Here is a 14828-nt window from a genome sequence, read left to right as displayed (position 1 = left end):
GGCAGGGCCATCGGCGGGGCCAGCATAACGGCGGTAAAGCGCATCGAGGCGGCGGGCGGGCTGCCGGGCTACTGCAAGGTTTCGGCAACCAGCGGCACGTTGCTCGACATCGAAGTGGATCTGCCGGACAACTGGACGGGCAGGCTGATGCACCAGGGTGGCGGAGGTTTCGATGGGCAGGTGAAAACCGTGGAGAGCTTCAGCGCCGGCTTCCCCCTGTACCAGCCGCTCCAGCGGGCCGTTGCGTACGCCGCGTCGAATGGCGGCAACCGTACTGGCGACCCCTCCGAATTCCTGACGAGCCAAACCGAGAAGTCCGACTATGCCTATGCCGCGGTCGGCACCACGATCGCTTTCGCCAAGGCAGCAGTCAAGGCGTTCTACGGGCGCGCACCCAGCTATACCTACTTCAACGGCGCGTCCAATGGCGGGCGCAATGCCTATATCGCGGCGCAGCGCTGGCCGGACCAGTATGACGGGATCATCGCCGGCGCGGAAACCATGAACATGGCCACGCAGACAGCAGCGTGGCTCAACCTGGCCCGGCGTGCCGGTTCCGACCGACATGCCGGCCGCGGCCCAGTGGACAGCGCTGAACGCTGCCGCGATCGCAGCATGTGACGGGCTGGATGGGATCAGGGACGGCATCATCGCCAACCCGAACGCCTGTACCTTCAGTCCGGCCGCGCTGGCGTGCGGTGCCCCCGGGGCTGATGCGGCCACCTGCCTGACCCCCGGGCAGCTGCGCACCGTTCAGGAACAGGTCGGGCCGCTGAGCGACGCGGCGGGCGCGCTGGTCTACGCGGGCTACTACTGGGCCGATTTTGGCGAATTCTTGCCATACTACGTGGGCCTCGGCGGCGGCTTCGCCGCCATCGCCACGGGCAACGCGGCGTAGACGTTGCCCGCCACGCAGCCGGGCAGCTTGCAGGCAACGTTCGACGTGACGCGGGACTTGCCGCCGATCGCCGCCGGCTTGCAGCAGGCTGGGGCGGATCACGATATGCGTGCCATCGCGCAATTCGTGTCATCGGGCAAGTAGCTGATTTCGTGGCACGGCGGCGCCGACTCGCCGCTCAGCGGCAGGGACCACGTTCGCAATTTCATGGCGATGCCCCAGCTTGCTGGCGCCGGTGCGGCCAATGCACGCTTCTACCTCGAGCCGGGTGTCGGGCATGTGCAAGGCGGTGTCGGCCCGGATCAGGTCGACTATCTCGGGGGCATGATCGACTGGGTCGAGAAATCGGTGGCCCCTGAACAGCTGCAGAGTTCGAAGATGGACGCGCGGCAGACCGTGGTGCGCACCATGCCGCTGTGCGTGTACCCGAAATTCCCGAAGTACTCGGGGTCGGGAGATGCCAGTCTTGCTGCCAGCTACAGTTGCGCGACGAACTGAGCGATCACCAGCCTAGCCCGCCCCGCGCCGCCGCAACGTCTGCGCGGGGCACTCCCCGAACGCGCGCCGGTACTCCGCGCTGAAGCGCCCCAGATGGGCAAAGCCCCAGCGCAGCGCTGCCCCGCTCACTGACGACACCGACGCGTCGTTCAGCAGGTCGTGCCGCACGCGCTCGAGGCGCACCGTGCGCAGATAGGCCATCGGCCCGGTGCCGCGATGCTCGCGGAAGCCGGCGAACAGGCTGCGTACGCTGACGCCGGCAACCTCGGCCAGCAAGGCCGGCGTCAGCTCCGCAGCGGCGTTCGCGTGAATGTACTCCTCTACCACCTTCACATGGCGTGGTGCCAGCGGTTTGCCGTGCTCGCGCAAAGCGTCCGACAGGCTGTGCGGCTGCCAGGTCAGCAGCGTGCCGATCACCAGCTGTTCCAGCTGGCAGGCGGTCAGCGGATGGCGCGCGGTCTCGGGCGCGGTCTCCAGCATCGCGGCGAGATAGCGCATCAGTTCGTACCAGGCGCCGCTGCGCCAGGCCATGCCGAGCGCGAAGCGCAGCGGCTGCTCGGGGCGCCGGCCCAGGTGGGCGGCGCAGACGCGTTCCAGCGCACTGCGTTCGATGCGCACGATCAGCTGGTCGTTGTCGGCGCTCCAGCGCATGGCCAGCGCATCGCTGGGCGTCAGCACCGAAGCGCAGTCGGGCGTGGAGACGATGTGCTGGTCGCCGCAGCGGATCTCGGCCTGTCCTTGCAGCGGCATCTGCACCAGCAGGAAGTCGCCGAGCGGGCCGGGGTCGATGGTGACGTCGGCGCCGTAGGCCAGGCGGTTGAACGAGACCGCGCCAAGCGGCGCATGGTGCATGCGTGCCTGCAACCGGGGGCCGCGTATCTCGAGCCGGTGCGGCTTGAACACGCGCCCGACCGCGGCGCGCGTCTCGGCCAGGTCGGTCGAGGCGAACACGCACCGGGCGGGATCGCCGAGCAGGGCGCTCGCCAGCGGTCCGGCGGCGGGGGGCAGCTGCATTGTCTCGCTCCTCTGGCGGGGCCGCGGCGCTGCCGGTGACCGTGCGCGCCGCTGGTTCCGGGGCCGGCCCGGCATGACGGCCGGGCACGGTTTCCCACGCGATCCACTATAGCGGATGGCCCCGCTGTCAGCGCTGCGGCGTTGACCGATTCCGAAGTTTCCTGCACTAATCGGATAGCCGCTGCGTCCAGCGGCTAGTTTGCTGCGGTGCGGAGCCACCATCATGGAAGCCAGCACGGCAGTCCCACCAGATACTGGAAAGAGAACGACAAGGAGCGCAGGCCATGGGCCAGACCATCCAGATCCAGACCCCCGAAGGCAGTTTCAGCGGTTATCTCGCCACCCCGGCGGCAGGCAAGGGCCCCGGCATCGTGCTGTGCCAGGAGATCTTCGGCGTCAACGCGACCATGCGGCAGGTGGCGGAATACTACGCCGAGGAGGGCTATACGGTGCTGGTGCCCGACCTGTTCTGGCGCATCGCGCCCGGGATCGAGCTGACCGACCGCGGCGAGGACTTCCAGCGGGCGCTGGGCCTGTACCAGCAGTTCGACGAAGCCACGGGCGTGCAGGATGTGGGCGCCGCGCTTGAGGCACTGCGGGCGCGGCCGGAATGCGTCGGCCAGACCGGCGTGCTGGGCTTCTGCCTGGGCGGCAAGCTGGCCTACCTGGCGGCCTGCCGGCTGCCCGACGTGGCCTGCGCGGTGGCGTACTACGGCGTGGGCATCGAGCACGCGCTGGGCGAGGCCGCCAACGTGCGCGGCCGCCTGGTGCTGCATATCGCCGAGAAAGACGGATTCTGCCCGCCGCAGGCCCAGGCTGCGATCTGCGAAGCCCTGGCCGGGCGCGAGAACATCGAGGTCTACGTCTACGCCGGCGTAGACCATGCCTTTGCACGCACGGGCGGCGAGCACTTCGACAAGCCCTCGGCGCTGATGGCGCACCAGCGCTCGATCGCTGCGCTGCGCGGCGAGATGGGGCCGCATTACGATTTCTCCGCGCTGTGGGACAAGCACTGCGAGTATGAATTCGCCACCCGCGATGTCGACGCCACCATGGCGACGATGGTGCCGCAGCCCTATGTGAACCATATCCCGACCATGACCGGCGGCGTCGGCTACGCGCAGCTGCGGCGGTTCTACCAGCACCATTTCGTGCACAGCAATCCGCCCGACACCACGCTGATCCCGCTGTCGCGCACGGTCGGGGCCACGCAGATCGTCGACGAGATGCTGTTCTGCTTCACGCATACCTGCGAGATCGACTGGATGCTGCCCGGCGTGCCGCCCACCGGCAAGCGCGTGGAGATCCCGCTGATCGCCATCGTCAAGTTCCGCGGTGACAAGCTGTACCACGAGCATATCTACTGGGACCAGGCCAGCGTGCTGGTGCAGATCGGCAAGCTGGACCCGGCGGGTTTGCCGGTGGCGGGCGTGGAGACCGCGCGCAAGCTGCTGGACGAGACGCTGCCGTCGAACACGCTGATGGCGCGCTGGCAGCAGAGCGATGGCAAGTAGGCAGCGCGCGGCATAGGTCCGGAACGGGCCCGCAGAGGCCCGCCCGCAACCATCGCCGGCGATTGCCGGCACAGGAGACAAGCATGAAAGGACTGCAGGGCAAGGTGGCCATTGTCACCGGCGGCGCCACGCTGATCGGGGCCGGCGTGGCGCGGGCCTTTGTCGAGGCCGGCGCGCGCGTGGCGATCTTCGATATCGATGCCGCCAACGGCGAGCGCGTGGCCGCGCAGCTCGGGCCGAACGCACTCTTCATCGCCACCGACATCACGCGTGACGAACAGGTCCGCGATGCCGTGGCGCAGGTGGTGCAGCGCTTTGGCGGCGTGGACTGCCTGGTCAACCTGGCCTGCACCTATCTCGATGACGGCTTCCGTTCGGGCCGGGCCGACTGGCTGGCGGCGCTCGACGTCAACGTGGTGTCGGGCGTGATGCTGGCGCAGGCGGTGCATCCGCACATGCGGGCGCGCGGCGGCGGCGCGATCGTCAATTTCACCAGTATCTCGGCCAACGTGGCGCAGACCGGGCGCTGGCTCTATCCGGTGTCGAAAGCCGCCATCGCGCAGCTGACGCGGAGCATGGCGATGGACCTGGCGCCGGACCGCATCCGCGTCAACGCGGTGTCGCCGGGCTGGACCTGGTGCCGGCTAATGGATGAGGTCAGCGGCGGCAACCGCGCCCGCACCGATGCGGTGGCCGCGCCGTTTCACCTGCTGGGCCGCGTCGGCGAGCCCGATGAAGTGGCACAGGTGGTGCTCTTCCTCTGTTCCGACCATGCCAGCTTCGTCACCGGTGCCGACTATGCCGTCGACGGCGGCTATTCCGCCATGGGGCCGGAGCAGAATGTGCCCGCCATCGGCAAGCTGGCCGGCTGAATGCCGCCGGACGACCTTCAGGAGAAAATCATGAGCCAACGCATCGCCATCGTCGGAGCCGGCCAGTCGGGCCTGCAAATGGCCCTCGGGCTGCAAGCCAACGGCTACCGGGTCACGCTGCTGTCCAACCGGACACCCGAGCAGATCCGCGGCGGGAAAGTCATGTCCAGCCAGTGCATGTTCGACCGCGCGCTGCAGGCCGAGCGCGAGCTCGGGCTGAACTGGTGGGACGATGCCTGCCCGCCGGTGGAGGGCATCGGCCTGGCCGTGCCGCATCCCGAGCAGGCCGGTGCCCGCGCGATCGACTGGGCCGCGCCCCTGGACCGCCCGGCGCAGGCGGTGGACCAGCGCCTGAAGATGCCGGCGTGGATGGAAACCTTCGTTGCACGCGGCGGCGACCTGCGCATCGTCGATGTCGGCCTGGACGAGCTGGAGGACCTGACCCGCGAGCATGACCTCGTGCTGCTGGCCGCCGGCAAGGGCGAGATCGTCAGCCGCTTCGAGCGCGATGCTTCCCGCAGCCCCTTCGACAAGCCGCAGCGCGCGCTGGCGCTGACCTATGTGACCGGCATGGAGCCGCGCACGCCGTTCTCGCGGGTTTGCTTCAACCTGATCCCGGGCGTGGGCGAGTACTTCGTCTTCCCCGCGCTGACGCTGTCCGGGCCGTGCGAGATCATGGTGTTCGAAGGCATCCCGGGCGGCCCGATGGACCGTTGGGCCGAGGCGCGCACCCCGGCGCAGCACCTGGCCGAAAGCCTGCGCATCCTGCAGACCTACCTGCCGTGGGAAGCCGAGCGCTGCGAGCGGGTGGCGCTGACCGACGACAACGGCATCCTTGCCGGTCGCTTCGCGCCAACGGTGCGCAAGCCGGTGCTGACGCTGCCATCCGGGCGGCTGGTGTTCGGCATGGCAGATGCCGTGGTGGTCAACGACCCGATCACGGGGCAGGGCTCGAACAACGCCGCCAAATGCTGCAAGGTCTATCTCGATGCGATCCTGGCGCGCGGCGACCAGTCCTTCGACCAGGCCTGGATGGAGCGCACCTTCGACCAGTACTGGCAGTACGCGGGCGACGTGGTAGCGTGGACCAACTCGCTGCTGACCCCGCCGCCGCCGCATATCCTGGCGCTGCTGGGCGCCGCGGGGCAGGCGCCGGCACTGGCCGCGCGCATCGCCAACGGCTTCGACAATCCGCCGGACTACTTCCCGTGGTGGCTGGATCCGCAGGCCTGCCACCAGCTGATCAACCAGTACGTCGCCGAGGCCGCCTGACATGCACGCCGCCACGCCTGCCACTTCCGTCCATGATCCCCGCGAGCTGCGCCGGGTTTGCGGCCGCTATGCCACCGGCGTGGCCGTCATCGGCGCCTGCGGGGCGCAGGGCCGGCCCGTCGGCCTGACCGTGAACTCGTTTGCCTCGTTGTCGCTGGCGCCGCCGCTGATCCTGTGGAGCCTGGCGATGCACTCGCCGAATGCGGGCCTGTTTTCACGCGGCGCGCCCTTCGGCGTCAGCATTCTGCGCGCGGGCCATGGCGAACTGGCGCGCCGCTTCGCCACCCCGTCGGCGGACAAGTTCGCGGGCGTCGCCCACCGGCGCTGCGAGCGCGGCGTGCCCTACCTGGACGAGGCGCTGGCGACGCTGGCCTGCCGCGTGGAGCGGGCCGACTTGGTGGGCGATCACCTGCTGATCGTCGGCGCCGTCGAGGCGTTCGACGCCGGGGAGGGCGAACCGCTGGTATTCTATGGCGGCGATTTCGTGCGCATCGCCGCCTGAACAAACCATCCCTGGATGCACTTTACGGCGCTTAAACTACCCGTCGTCGCCTCCACACCACAGCCCAAGCAACGCAAGCGCCACTACTGCGGCAGCCTGCCTACAACACTGCAGGCGAATCCGCAATTCATATTGCCCTTTCCAAACCGCTGCGATATAGTGTAAGGCTACCCGTTTCCTCGGGTAGTGGGCTGGCCACTTTGGCCGCGCGCAGTCTTCTTTAGCGCAAGTCCACAGCAAACACAGTTTTCGTGTATCAATCAGCCCCGGCCAATCGCAGCTGGGAATGGAGCAAACCATGAGCCTTGGCCTTGTAGGTCGCAAGGTTGGCATGACCCGTATTTTCACGGACGACGGTGATTCGATTCCCGTTACCGTGGTCGAGGTCGGCGACAACCGCGTGACGCAAATCAAGACGGACGAGACCGACGGTTATACCGCGGTTCAAGTCACCTTCGGCGCACGACGCGCAAGCCGCGTTACCAAGCCGCTGGCGGGTCATCTCGCCAAAGCCGGCGTGGAAGCCGGCGAAATCATCCGCGAATTCCGTATCGATGCAGCCAAGGCTGCCGAACTGCAAGCTGGCGGTTCGCTGTCGGTCGACCTGTTCGAAGTCGGTCAGAAGATCGACGTGCAGGGCGTGTCGATCGGTAAGGGCTACGCCGGTACCATCAAGCGTTATCACTTCGCCTCCGGCCGTGCCACCCACGGTAACTCGCGCTCGCACAACGTGCCGGGCTCGATCGGTATGGCGCAGGATCCGGGCCGCGTGTTCCCGGGCAAGCGCATGACCGGTCACCTGGGCGATGTCACCCGCACCGTGCAGAACCTGGAAATCGCCAAGATCGACGCAGAGCGCAAGCTGCTGCTGGTCAAGGGTGCCATTCCCGGCTCCAAGGGCGGCAAGGTCATCGTCACCCCGGCCGTCAAGGCCAAAGCCAAAGCTTAAGGAGCGCATGTAATGGAACTCAAGCTCCTCCAGGACAATGGCCAGATCGGTGCGGGCGTTGACGCTTCGCCCGAAGTGTTCGGCCGTGACTACAACGAAGCCCTCGTTCACCAGATCGTCGTCGCTTACCAGGCCAACGCTCGCAGCGGTAACCGTAAGCAGAAGGATCGTGAAGAGGTCAAGCACACGACCAAGAAGCCGTGGCGCCAGAAGGGTACGGGCCGTGCTCGTGCCGGTATGTCTTCCTCGCCGCTGTGGCGCGGGGGCGGCCGTATCTTCCCGAATTCGCCGGAAGAGAACTTCACCCAGAAGGTCAACAAGAAGATGTTCCGTGCCGGCATGCGCTCGATTTACTCGCAGCTCGCACGTGAAGGTCGTATCAACGTGGTGGACGGTTTCACTGTCGACGCGCCCAAGACCAAGCTCTTGGCCGACAAGTTCAAGGCCATGGGCCTGGACTCGGTGCTGATCATCACCGACAGCCTCGACGAAAACCTCTACCTGGCTTCGCGCAACCTGCCGCACGTGGCAGTTGTCGAGCCGCGCCAGGCTGATCCGCTGTCGCTCGTGCACTACAAGAAGGTGCTGGTGACCAAGGCAGCCGTCGCGCAGATCGAGGAGTTGCTGAAATGACGCAAGTAGCCAAGAACGATCATCGTTTGATGCAGGTGCTGCTCGCGCCGGTGGTTTCCGAAAAGGCAACCCTGGTCGCCGACAAGAATGAACAAGTCGTGTTCGAAGTGGCCCGCGATGCCAACAAGGCAGAAGTGAAGGCCGCAGTCGAACTGCTGTTCAAGGTCGAGGTGCAGTCCGTTCAGATCCTGAACCAGAAGGGCAAGCAGAAGCGTTTTGGCCGTTTCATGGGGCGTCGCAACCACGTGAAGAAGGCCTACGTTTCGCTGAAGCCGGGTCAGGAAATCAATTTTGAAGCGGAGGCCAAGTAATCATGGCACTCGTCAAGACCAAGCCGACTTCCCCGGGTCGTCGCTCGATGGTGAAGGTGGTCAACAAGGACCTTCACAAGGGCGCCCCGCACGCTCCGCTGCTGGAAAAGCAATTCCAGAAGTCGGGCCGTAACAACAATGGTCATATCACCACCCGCCACAAGGGCGGTGGTCATAAGCACCACTACCGCGTGGTCGACTTCAAGCGTAACGACAAGGACGGCATCCCCGCCAAGGTCGAACGCCTGGAATACGATCCGAACCGCAGCGCCAATATCGCGCTGGTGCTGTTCGCCGACGGCGAGCGCCGCTACATCATCGCCACCAAGGGCATGGTTGCCGGTCAGCAACTGCTGAACGGCTCGGAAGCGCCGATCAAGGCCGGTAACAACCTGCCGATCCGCAACATTCCGGTCGGTACCACGATCAACAACGTGGAAATGCTGCCGGGCAAGGGTTCGCAGATCGCACGTGCCGCCGGCGGTTCCGCCGTGCTGCTGGCTCGTGAAGGCCTGTACGCCCAGGTTCGCCTGCGCTCCGGTGAAGTGCGCCGCGTGCACATCGAGTGCCGCGCCACCATCGGTGAAGTGGGCAACGAAGAGCACAGCCTGCGCGTCATCGGCAAGGCCGGTGCCACCCGCTGGCGCGGTATCCGCCCGACGGTGCGTGGTGTCGTGATGAACCCGGTGGATCACCCGCACGGTGGTGGTGAAGGCAAGACCGCCGCTGGTCGCGATCCGGTTTCGCCGTGGGGTACCCCGGCCAAGGGTTACCGTACCCGCAGCAACAAGCGCACGGACAGCATGATCGTCCAGAAGCGCCACAAGCGTTAATCGGTAGGTAGGAGCTAAAGATATGACTCGTTCCGCTAAAAAGGGTCCGTTCTGCGACGCCCACCTGCTGAAGAAGGTGGAAGTCGCCTCGAGCGGCAAGGACAAGAAGCCCATCAAGACTTGGTCGCGTCGCTCGACCATTCTGCCGGAGTTCATTGGCCTGACGATCGCCGTGCACAACGGCCGTCAACACGTGCCGGTGTACGTTACGGAAAACATGGTTGGCCACAAGCTCGGTGAATTTGCGATTACCCGCACGTTCAAGGGCCACGCGGCTGACAAGAAAGCGAAGAGGTAAGGTGCCATCATGGAAGTGAAAGCGATTCATCGCGGTGCCCGCATCTCCGCCCAGAAGACGCGCCTGGTCGCTGACCAGATCCGTGGTCTGCCGATCGAGCGCGCGCTCAATGTCCTGCAGTTCAGCCCGAAAAAGGCTGCCGGGATCGTGAAGAAGGTGGTCGAATCGGCCATCGCCAACGCTGAGCACAACGAAGGCGCCGACATCGACGAACTGAAGGTCAAATCGATCTTCGTCGACAAGGCAACCTCGCTCAAGCGCTTCACCGCACGGGCGAAGGGCCGCGGCAACCGCATCGAGAAACAAACCTGTCACATCACTGTGACGCTCGGCAACTAAGGAGTCACGATGGGACAGAAGATTCATCCGACTGGCTTCCGCCTGGCTGTCAGCCGTAACTGGGCTTCGCGCTGGTACGCCAGCAACACGAAGTTCGCCGGCATGCTGAAGGAAGACATCGAAGTTCGAGACTTCCTGAAGAAGAAGCTGAAGAACGCATCGGTTGGCCGCGTCGTGATCGAGCGCCCCGCCCGCAACGCACGCATCACCATTTACAGCTCGCGTCCGGGCGTGGTGATCGGCAAGAAGGGTGAGGACATCGAACTGCTCAAGGCTGAACTGCAGCGTCGCATGGGCGTGCCCGTGCACGTGAACATCGAGGAAATCCGCAAGCCGGAAACCGATGCTCAGCTGATCGCCGACTCGATCACCCAGCAGCTCGAGCGCCGCATCATGTTCCGCCGCGCCATGAAGCGCGCGATGCAGAATGCGATGCGCCTGGGCGCCCAGGGTATCAAGATCATGAGCGCCGGCCGTCTGAACGGTATCGAAATCGCACGTACCGAGTGGTACCGCGAAGGCCGTGTGCCCCTGCACACCCTGCGCGCCGACATCGACTACGGTTTCTCCGAAGCAGAAACCACCTACGGCATCATCGGTGTCAAGGTGTGGGTCTACAAGGGTGATCACCTCGGCCGCAATGACGCGCCGGTGGTGGAAGAGCCGCAAGACGACCGTCGTCGTCGCCCGGGTCGTCCGGAAGGCCGCCGCCGTGAAGGCGAAGGCCGCCCGGGTGGCAACCGTCGCGGTGGCGCCGGTGCGGGTGCCGGTCGCCGCGGTGCGCCTGGCGATGCGAAGAGTGGAGAATAACGATGCTGCAACCTAAGCGCAGAAAATACCGCAAGGAGCAGAAGGGCCGCAACACGGGTAAGGCTACCCGTGGTAACGCCGTGTCTTTCGGCGAATTCGGCCTGAAGGCCATGGGCCGTGGCCGCCTGACGGCTCGTCAGATCGAGTCGGCACGTCGTGCGATGACCCGCCACATCAAGCGTGGCGGCCGCATCTGGATCCGGATCTTCCCGGACAAGCCGATCTCGAAGAAGCCTGCCGAAGTCCGTATGGGTAACGGTAAGGGCAATCCGGAGTACTACGTGGCTGAAATCCAGCCGGGTAAGATGCTGTACGAAATGGATGGCGTGACCGAAGACCTGGCGCGTGAGGCGTTCCGCCTCGCAGCCGCCAAGCTGCCGATCGCCACCAATTTCGTGGTGCGCCAGGTCGGGACGTAAGGAGAGCAGGGATGAAAGCATCCGAACTTCGCGGCAAGGACGCCGCCGGGCTGAACCAGGAGCTCTCCGAGCTGCTGAAGGCCCAATTTAGCCTGCGCATGCAAAAGGCGACCCAACAGCTGCAGAACACCAGCCAGCTGAAAAAGGTTCGCAAGGACATCGCGCGTGTGCAAACCGTGCTGACTCAAAAGGCAAACGCGAAATGACTGAAGCTGCACAAACGGAAAAGTCGCTTCGCCGTACCCTGGTCGGCCGTGTCGTGAGCGACAAGATGGACAAGACCGTTACGGTCTTGGTGGAAAACCGCGTCAAGCATCCTCTGTACGGCAAGTACGTGCTGCGTTCGAAGAAGTACCACGCACACGACGAAGCCAACCAGTACAAGGAAGGCGACAAGGTCGAGATCCAGGAAGGCCGTCCGCTGTCGCGGACCAAGTCCTGGGTGGTTTCCCGGCTGGTAGAGGCTGCACGCGTCATCTAAGAACAACACGTTCTTAGCTTGACTTGCAAGTCCAGGATTATGTAGCTATAATCCTGGACTTCCGCTTTGTTGCGTTCGCCTTTGTAGTACCACCCGGGCGGGCCTGTGAAGCGAGCCAGGGCCGAGCGGCCTCAGCAAGTTGTTGAGATCGCCTGGTTCCTACCGACTTCAAAGTTGATCAACCCATACGGAGCTGGCGCAATGCCGGAGCCGACGGGACCAAGACTGACCGATGGGCGCTTTTTGCACCTGACGGATTAAGTTGGGAAGACAAACACCATGATTCAGACAGAAAGCCGGCTCGAAGTAGCCGATAACACTGGTGCGCGCGAAGTGCTGTGCATCAAGGTGCTGGGTGGCTCCAAGCGCCGCTACGCAAGCGTTGGCGACATCATCAAGGTGACCGTCAAGGACGCAGCGCCGCGCGGTCGCGTGAAGAAGGGCGACATCTACAACGCCGTCGTCGTGCGTACCGCCAAGGGCGTGCGCCGCGCTGACGGTTCGCTGATCAAGTTCGACGGCAACGCCGCCGTCCTGCTGAACAACAAGCTCGAGCCGATCGGCACCCGTATCTTCGGGCCGGTGACTCGTGAACTCCGTACCGAGCGCTTCATGAAGATCGTGTCGCTCGCTCCGGAAGTGCTGTAAGGAGCCGCCATGAACAAGATTCGCAAAGGCGACGAAGTCATTGTGCTGACCGGCAAGGACAAGGGCAAGCGCGGTACCGTGCAAGCCGTCCTGGGCGACAAGGTTGCGGTGCAAGGCGTGAACATCGCCAAGAAGCATGCCCGCCCGAACCCGATGCTGGGCACTACCGGTGGTGTGGTCGACAAGGTCATGCCCCTGCATATTTCCAACGTTGCGCTCGTGGATGCCAATGGCAAGCCGTCGCGCGTCGGCATCAAGGTGGAAGACGGCAAGCGCGTGCGCGTGCTGAAGACCACCGGCGCCGTCGTGGCAGCTTGATTCTGGGCACGTATAGGAGTTGAGCATGGCAGCACGTCTGCAAGAGTTTTACAAAGAACAGGTTGTGCCGAAGCTGATCGAACAGTTCGGCTACAAGTCGGTCATGGAAGTGCCGCGCATCACCAAGATCACCCTGAACATGGGTCTTGGCGAAGCCATCAATGACAAGAAGATCATTGAGAATGCCGTGGGCGACCTGACCAAGATCGCCGGTCAGAAGCCGGTCGTGACGAAGGCCAAGAAGGCTATCGCCGGCTTCAAGATCCGCCAGGGCTACCCCATCGGTGCGATGGTGACCCTGCGCGGCGAGCGCATGTTCGAATTCCTCGATCGTTTCGTTACCGTGGCCCTGCCGCGCGTGCGTGACTTCCGTGGTGTGTCGGGCCGGTCGTTCGACGGTCGCGGCAACTACAACATCGGTGTGAAAGAGCAGATCATTTTCCCCGAAATCGAGTACGACAAGATCGACGCACTGCGTGGTCTGAACATCAGCATCACGACGACGGCAAAGAACGACGAGGAAGCCAAGGCACTCCTCGGTGCGTTCAAGTTCCCGTTCCGCAATTAAGGGGTAACCGTGGCTAAACTGGCTCTGATTGAACGTGAGAAGAAGCGCGCCAAGCTGGTGGCGAAGTATGCCGCCAAGCGCGCCAACCTCAAGGCCATTATCGACGACCAAGAGAAGTCGGAAGAAGAGCGTTACAGCGCGCGTCTCGAGCTGCAACAGCTCCCGCGCAACGCGAACCCGACTCGCCAGCGTAACCGCTGCGCGATCACCGGTCGTCCCCGCGGTACCTTCCGCAAGTTTGGCCTGGCGCGTAACAAGATCCGCGAAATCGCCTTCAAGGGCGAAATCCCGGGTCTGACGAAAGCCAGCTGGTAATTACGCACAGGCTACAGGAGAAACAGTATGAGCATGAGCGATCCTATCGCCGATATGCTGACGCGCATCCGCAACGCCCAGGGCGTGCAGAAAGCGTCGGTTGTCATGCCGTCGTCGAAGCTGAAAGTGGCAATCGCCAAGGTCCTGAAGGACGAAGGCTACATCGACGACTACGCCGTCCAGGAAGATGGCGGCAAGGCACAACTGAGCATCGGTCTCAAGTACTACGCCGGCCGTCCGGTCATCGAGCGCATTGAGCGCGTCTCGAAGCCCGGCCTGCGCGTGTACAAGGGCCGCAGCGACATCCCCCAAGTGATGAACGGCCTGGGTGTGGCGATCATTTCGACCCCGCAGGGTCTGATGACCGACCGCAAGGCTCGCGCCACTGGCGTGGGCGGCGAAGTTCTCTGCTACGTCGCTTAAGGAGAGAACCATGTCCCGTGTAGGTAAGGCTCCCATCGCGCTCCCCAAGGGCGCGGAAGTGAACGTGGCGGCTGGCGTGCTCTCCGTAAAGGGCCCGCTCGGCACGCTGTCGCAGCCGATTCACAGCCTGGTCAAGGTCAATGTCGAAAATGACACGCTGACCTTCAGCCCGGCTGACGAATCGCGTGAAGCAAACGCTCTGCAGGGCACCATGCGTGCTCTGGTGGCCAACATGGTCAAGGGCGTAACCACCGGTTTCGAGCGCAAGCTGAACCTCGTCGGCGTGGGCTATCGTGCCCAGCTGCAGGGCGCTGCGCTGAAGCTCCAGCTTGGTTTCTCGCACGACGTGATCCATGAGATGCCGGAAGGCGTGAAGGCGGAAACGCCGACGCAGACCGAGATCATCATCAAGGGTGCGGACAAGCAGAAAGTCGGTCAGGTTGCCGCGGAAGTCCGCGCGTACCGCCCGCCTGAGCCCTACAAGGGCAAGGGTGTGCGTTACTCGGACGAGCGCGTCATCCTGAAGGAAACCAAGAAGAAGTAAGGGGTGCAATGATGAACAAGAAAGACGCTCGTTTGCGCCGTGCACGTCAGACCCGCGCCAAGATCGCGGAGATGAAAGTCAATCGTCTGACCGTGTTCCGTACGAATTCGCATATTTACGCCCAGGTTTTCTCGGAGTGCGGCACCAAGGTGCTGGCTTCCGCGTCGACCGCCGAGGTGGAAGTGCGCAAGGAACTGGATGGCAAGGGCGCTACCGCCGCTGCCGCCACCGTGGTTGGCAAGCGTATCGCCGAAAAGGCGAAGGCTGCTGGCGTGGAAACCGTCGCGTTCGATCGCGCCGGCTTCCGTTTCCATGGCCGCGTTAAGGCCCTGGCAGACGCCGCCCGCGAAGCCGGCCTGAAGTTCTAAG

Annotated in this window: 26 protein-coding genes; 25 read left to right on the top strand and 1 reads right to left on the bottom strand. The window is 64.3% G+C overall.

Annotation, left to right across the window (positions count from 1 at the left end):
- The first annotated feature begins 9 nt into the window (after positions 1-9).
- The 4 genes from CNE_RS43070 to CNE_RS16775 are packed head-to-tail and all read left to right on the top strand — an operon-like array spanning position 10 to position 1396.
- Positions 10-621, top strand: a complete 612-nt coding sequence (locus CNE_RS43070) for a tannase/feruloyl esterase family alpha/beta hydrolase (RefSeq protein ID WP_080569560.1) — start codon at positions 10-12, stop codon at positions 619-621.
- Positions 566-898, top strand: coding sequence for a tannase/feruloyl esterase family alpha/beta hydrolase (locus CNE_RS43065; protein WP_013958254.1), 333 nt, complete (start codon positions 566-568; stop codon positions 896-898). The genes CNE_RS43070 and CNE_RS43065 overlap by 56 nt, the downstream gene beginning before the upstream one ends.
- A gap of 3 nt (positions 899-901) precedes the next feature.
- Complete coding sequence (locus tag CNE_RS41540; RefSeq protein ID WP_013958253.1) at positions 902-1042, top strand: hypothetical protein; 141 nt, start codon at positions 902-904, stop codon at positions 1040-1042.
- Positions 1043-1396 carry a tannase/feruloyl esterase family alpha/beta hydrolase gene (locus tag CNE_RS16775; protein ID WP_080569559.1) on the top strand — a complete coding sequence of 118 codons (354 nt, stop codon included), beginning with the start codon at positions 1043-1045 and terminating at the stop codon, positions 1394-1396.
- Positions 1397-1408: 12 nt separating this feature from the next.
- Here the strand turns inward: CNE_RS16775 and CNE_RS16770 are convergent, their stop codons facing one another.
- Positions 1409-2410: an AraC family transcriptional regulator gene (locus CNE_RS16770; protein WP_013958251.1), complete on the bottom strand. Its 1002-nt coding sequence runs from the start codon at positions 2408-2410 to the stop codon at positions 1409-1411.
- Between the two features lie 284 nt (positions 2411-2694).
- On the opposite strand from CNE_RS16770, the gene CNE_RS16765 reads away from it, so the two are divergent.
- The 21 genes from CNE_RS16765 (at position 2695) to rplR (ending at position 14827) form a co-directional block, all read left to right on the top strand.
- Entirely contained in the window at positions 2695-3924 is a 1230-nt protein-coding gene (locus CNE_RS16765) for a dienelactone hydrolase family protein (RefSeq protein WP_013958250.1), read from the top strand.
- An 83-nt stretch (positions 3925-4007) separates the two neighbouring features.
- A complete protein-coding gene (locus tag CNE_RS16760; RefSeq protein WP_013958249.1) occupies positions 4008-4796 on the top strand; it encodes an SDR family oxidoreductase in 789 nt (262 codons plus the stop codon).
- A 30-nt stretch (positions 4797-4826) separates the two neighbouring features.
- Entirely contained in the window at positions 4827-6068 is a 1242-nt protein-coding gene (locus CNE_RS16755; protein ID WP_013958248.1) for a styrene monooxygenase/indole monooxygenase family protein, read from the top strand.
- A 1-nt stretch (position 6069) separates the two neighbouring features.
- Positions 6070-6570: a flavin reductase family protein gene (locus tag CNE_RS16750; protein ID WP_013958247.1), complete on the top strand. Its 501-nt coding sequence runs from the start codon at positions 6070-6072 to the stop codon at positions 6568-6570.
- Between the two features lie 298 nt (positions 6571-6868).
- Positions 6869-7519: a 50S ribosomal protein L3 gene (gene rplC, locus CNE_RS16745; protein WP_013958246.1), complete on the top strand. Its 651-nt coding sequence runs from the start codon at positions 6869-6871 to the stop codon at positions 7517-7519.
- Between the two features lie 12 nt (positions 7520-7531).
- Complete coding sequence (gene rplD / locus CNE_RS16740) at positions 7532-8152, top strand: 50S ribosomal protein L4 (protein WP_010812396.1); 621 nt, start codon at positions 7532-7534, stop codon at positions 8150-8152.
- On the top strand, positions 8149-8463 hold the full coding sequence (gene rplW, locus CNE_RS16735; RefSeq protein ID WP_006576245.1) for a 50S ribosomal protein L23: 315 nt from the start codon (positions 8149-8151) through the stop codon (positions 8461-8463). Before rplD ends, rplW begins: the two co-directional genes overlap by 4 nt.
- Before the next feature lie 2 nt (positions 8464-8465).
- Entirely contained in the window at positions 8466-9296 is an 831-nt protein-coding gene (gene rplB / locus CNE_RS16730) for a 50S ribosomal protein L2 (protein WP_013958245.1), read from the top strand.
- Between the two features lie 22 nt (positions 9297-9318).
- Positions 9319-9594: a 30S ribosomal protein S19 gene (gene rpsS, locus CNE_RS16725; protein WP_010812394.1), complete on the top strand. Its 276-nt coding sequence runs from the start codon at positions 9319-9321 to the stop codon at positions 9592-9594.
- A gap of 9 nt (positions 9595-9603) precedes the next feature.
- Positions 9604-9933: a 50S ribosomal protein L22 gene (rplV, locus tag CNE_RS16720; protein WP_013958244.1), complete on the top strand. Its 330-nt coding sequence runs from the start codon at positions 9604-9606 to the stop codon at positions 9931-9933.
- A gap of 9 nt (positions 9934-9942) precedes the next feature.
- Entirely contained in the window at positions 9943-10743 is an 801-nt protein-coding gene (gene rpsC / locus CNE_RS16715) for a 30S ribosomal protein S3 (RefSeq protein WP_013958243.1), read from the top strand.
- A gap of 2 nt (positions 10744-10745) precedes the next feature.
- Complete coding sequence (gene rplP, locus CNE_RS16710) at positions 10746-11162, top strand: 50S ribosomal protein L16 (RefSeq protein ID WP_013958242.1); 417 nt, start codon at positions 10746-10748, stop codon at positions 11160-11162.
- 11 nt (positions 11163-11173) lie between these two features.
- Entirely contained in the window at positions 11174-11368 is a 195-nt protein-coding gene (gene rpmC, locus CNE_RS16705) for a 50S ribosomal protein L29 (RefSeq protein WP_010812390.1), read from the top strand.
- Positions 11365-11643, top strand: coding sequence for a 30S ribosomal protein S17 (gene rpsQ, locus CNE_RS16700; protein ID WP_010812389.1), 279 nt, complete (start codon positions 11365-11367; stop codon positions 11641-11643). Before rpmC ends, rpsQ begins: the two co-directional genes overlap by 4 nt.
- 279 nt (positions 11644-11922) lie before the next feature.
- Positions 11923-12291 (top strand): 50S ribosomal protein L14, encoded by a 369-nt coding sequence (rplN, locus tag CNE_RS16695; RefSeq protein WP_010812388.1) that lies wholly within the window; start codon positions 11923-11925, stop codon positions 12289-12291.
- 9 nt (positions 12292-12300) lie between these two features.
- The gene (gene rplX / locus CNE_RS16690) at positions 12301-12609 is read left to right on the top strand and encodes a 50S ribosomal protein L24 (protein ID WP_010812387.1); all 309 of its coding nucleotides are present in this window, start codon (positions 12301-12303) and stop codon (positions 12607-12609) included.
- A 25-nt stretch (positions 12610-12634) separates the two neighbouring features.
- Entirely contained in the window at positions 12635-13177 is a 543-nt protein-coding gene (rplE, locus tag CNE_RS16685) for a 50S ribosomal protein L5 (RefSeq protein WP_010812386.1), read from the top strand.
- Between the two features lie 9 nt (positions 13178-13186).
- Positions 13187-13492 carry a 30S ribosomal protein S14 gene (rpsN, locus tag CNE_RS16680; RefSeq protein ID WP_010812385.1) on the top strand — a complete coding sequence of 102 codons (306 nt, stop codon included), beginning with the start codon at positions 13187-13189 and terminating at the stop codon, positions 13490-13492.
- A gap of 27 nt (positions 13493-13519) precedes the next feature.
- Positions 13520-13915: a 30S ribosomal protein S8 gene (gene rpsH / locus CNE_RS16675; RefSeq protein WP_010812384.1), complete on the top strand. Its 396-nt coding sequence runs from the start codon at positions 13520-13522 to the stop codon at positions 13913-13915.
- 10 nt (positions 13916-13925) lie between these two features.
- Entirely contained in the window at positions 13926-14459 is a 534-nt protein-coding gene (rplF, locus tag CNE_RS16670; protein ID WP_010812383.1) for a 50S ribosomal protein L6, read from the top strand.
- Positions 14460-14470: 11 nt separating this feature from the next.
- The gene (gene rplR / locus CNE_RS16665; RefSeq protein ID WP_010812382.1) at positions 14471-14827 is read left to right on the top strand and encodes a 50S ribosomal protein L18; all 357 of its coding nucleotides are present in this window, start codon (positions 14471-14473) and stop codon (positions 14825-14827) included.
- Position 14828 lies beyond the last annotated feature (1 nt).

The sequence above is a fragment of the Cupriavidus necator N-1 genome (assembly GCF_000219215.1).
In the GTDB taxonomy this organism is placed as follows: domain Bacteria; phylum Pseudomonadota; class Gammaproteobacteria; order Burkholderiales; family Burkholderiaceae; genus Cupriavidus; species Cupriavidus necator.
Note: the sequence above shows the minus strand (reverse complement) of the source record. Positions and strands in the feature narration are given on the sequence as shown.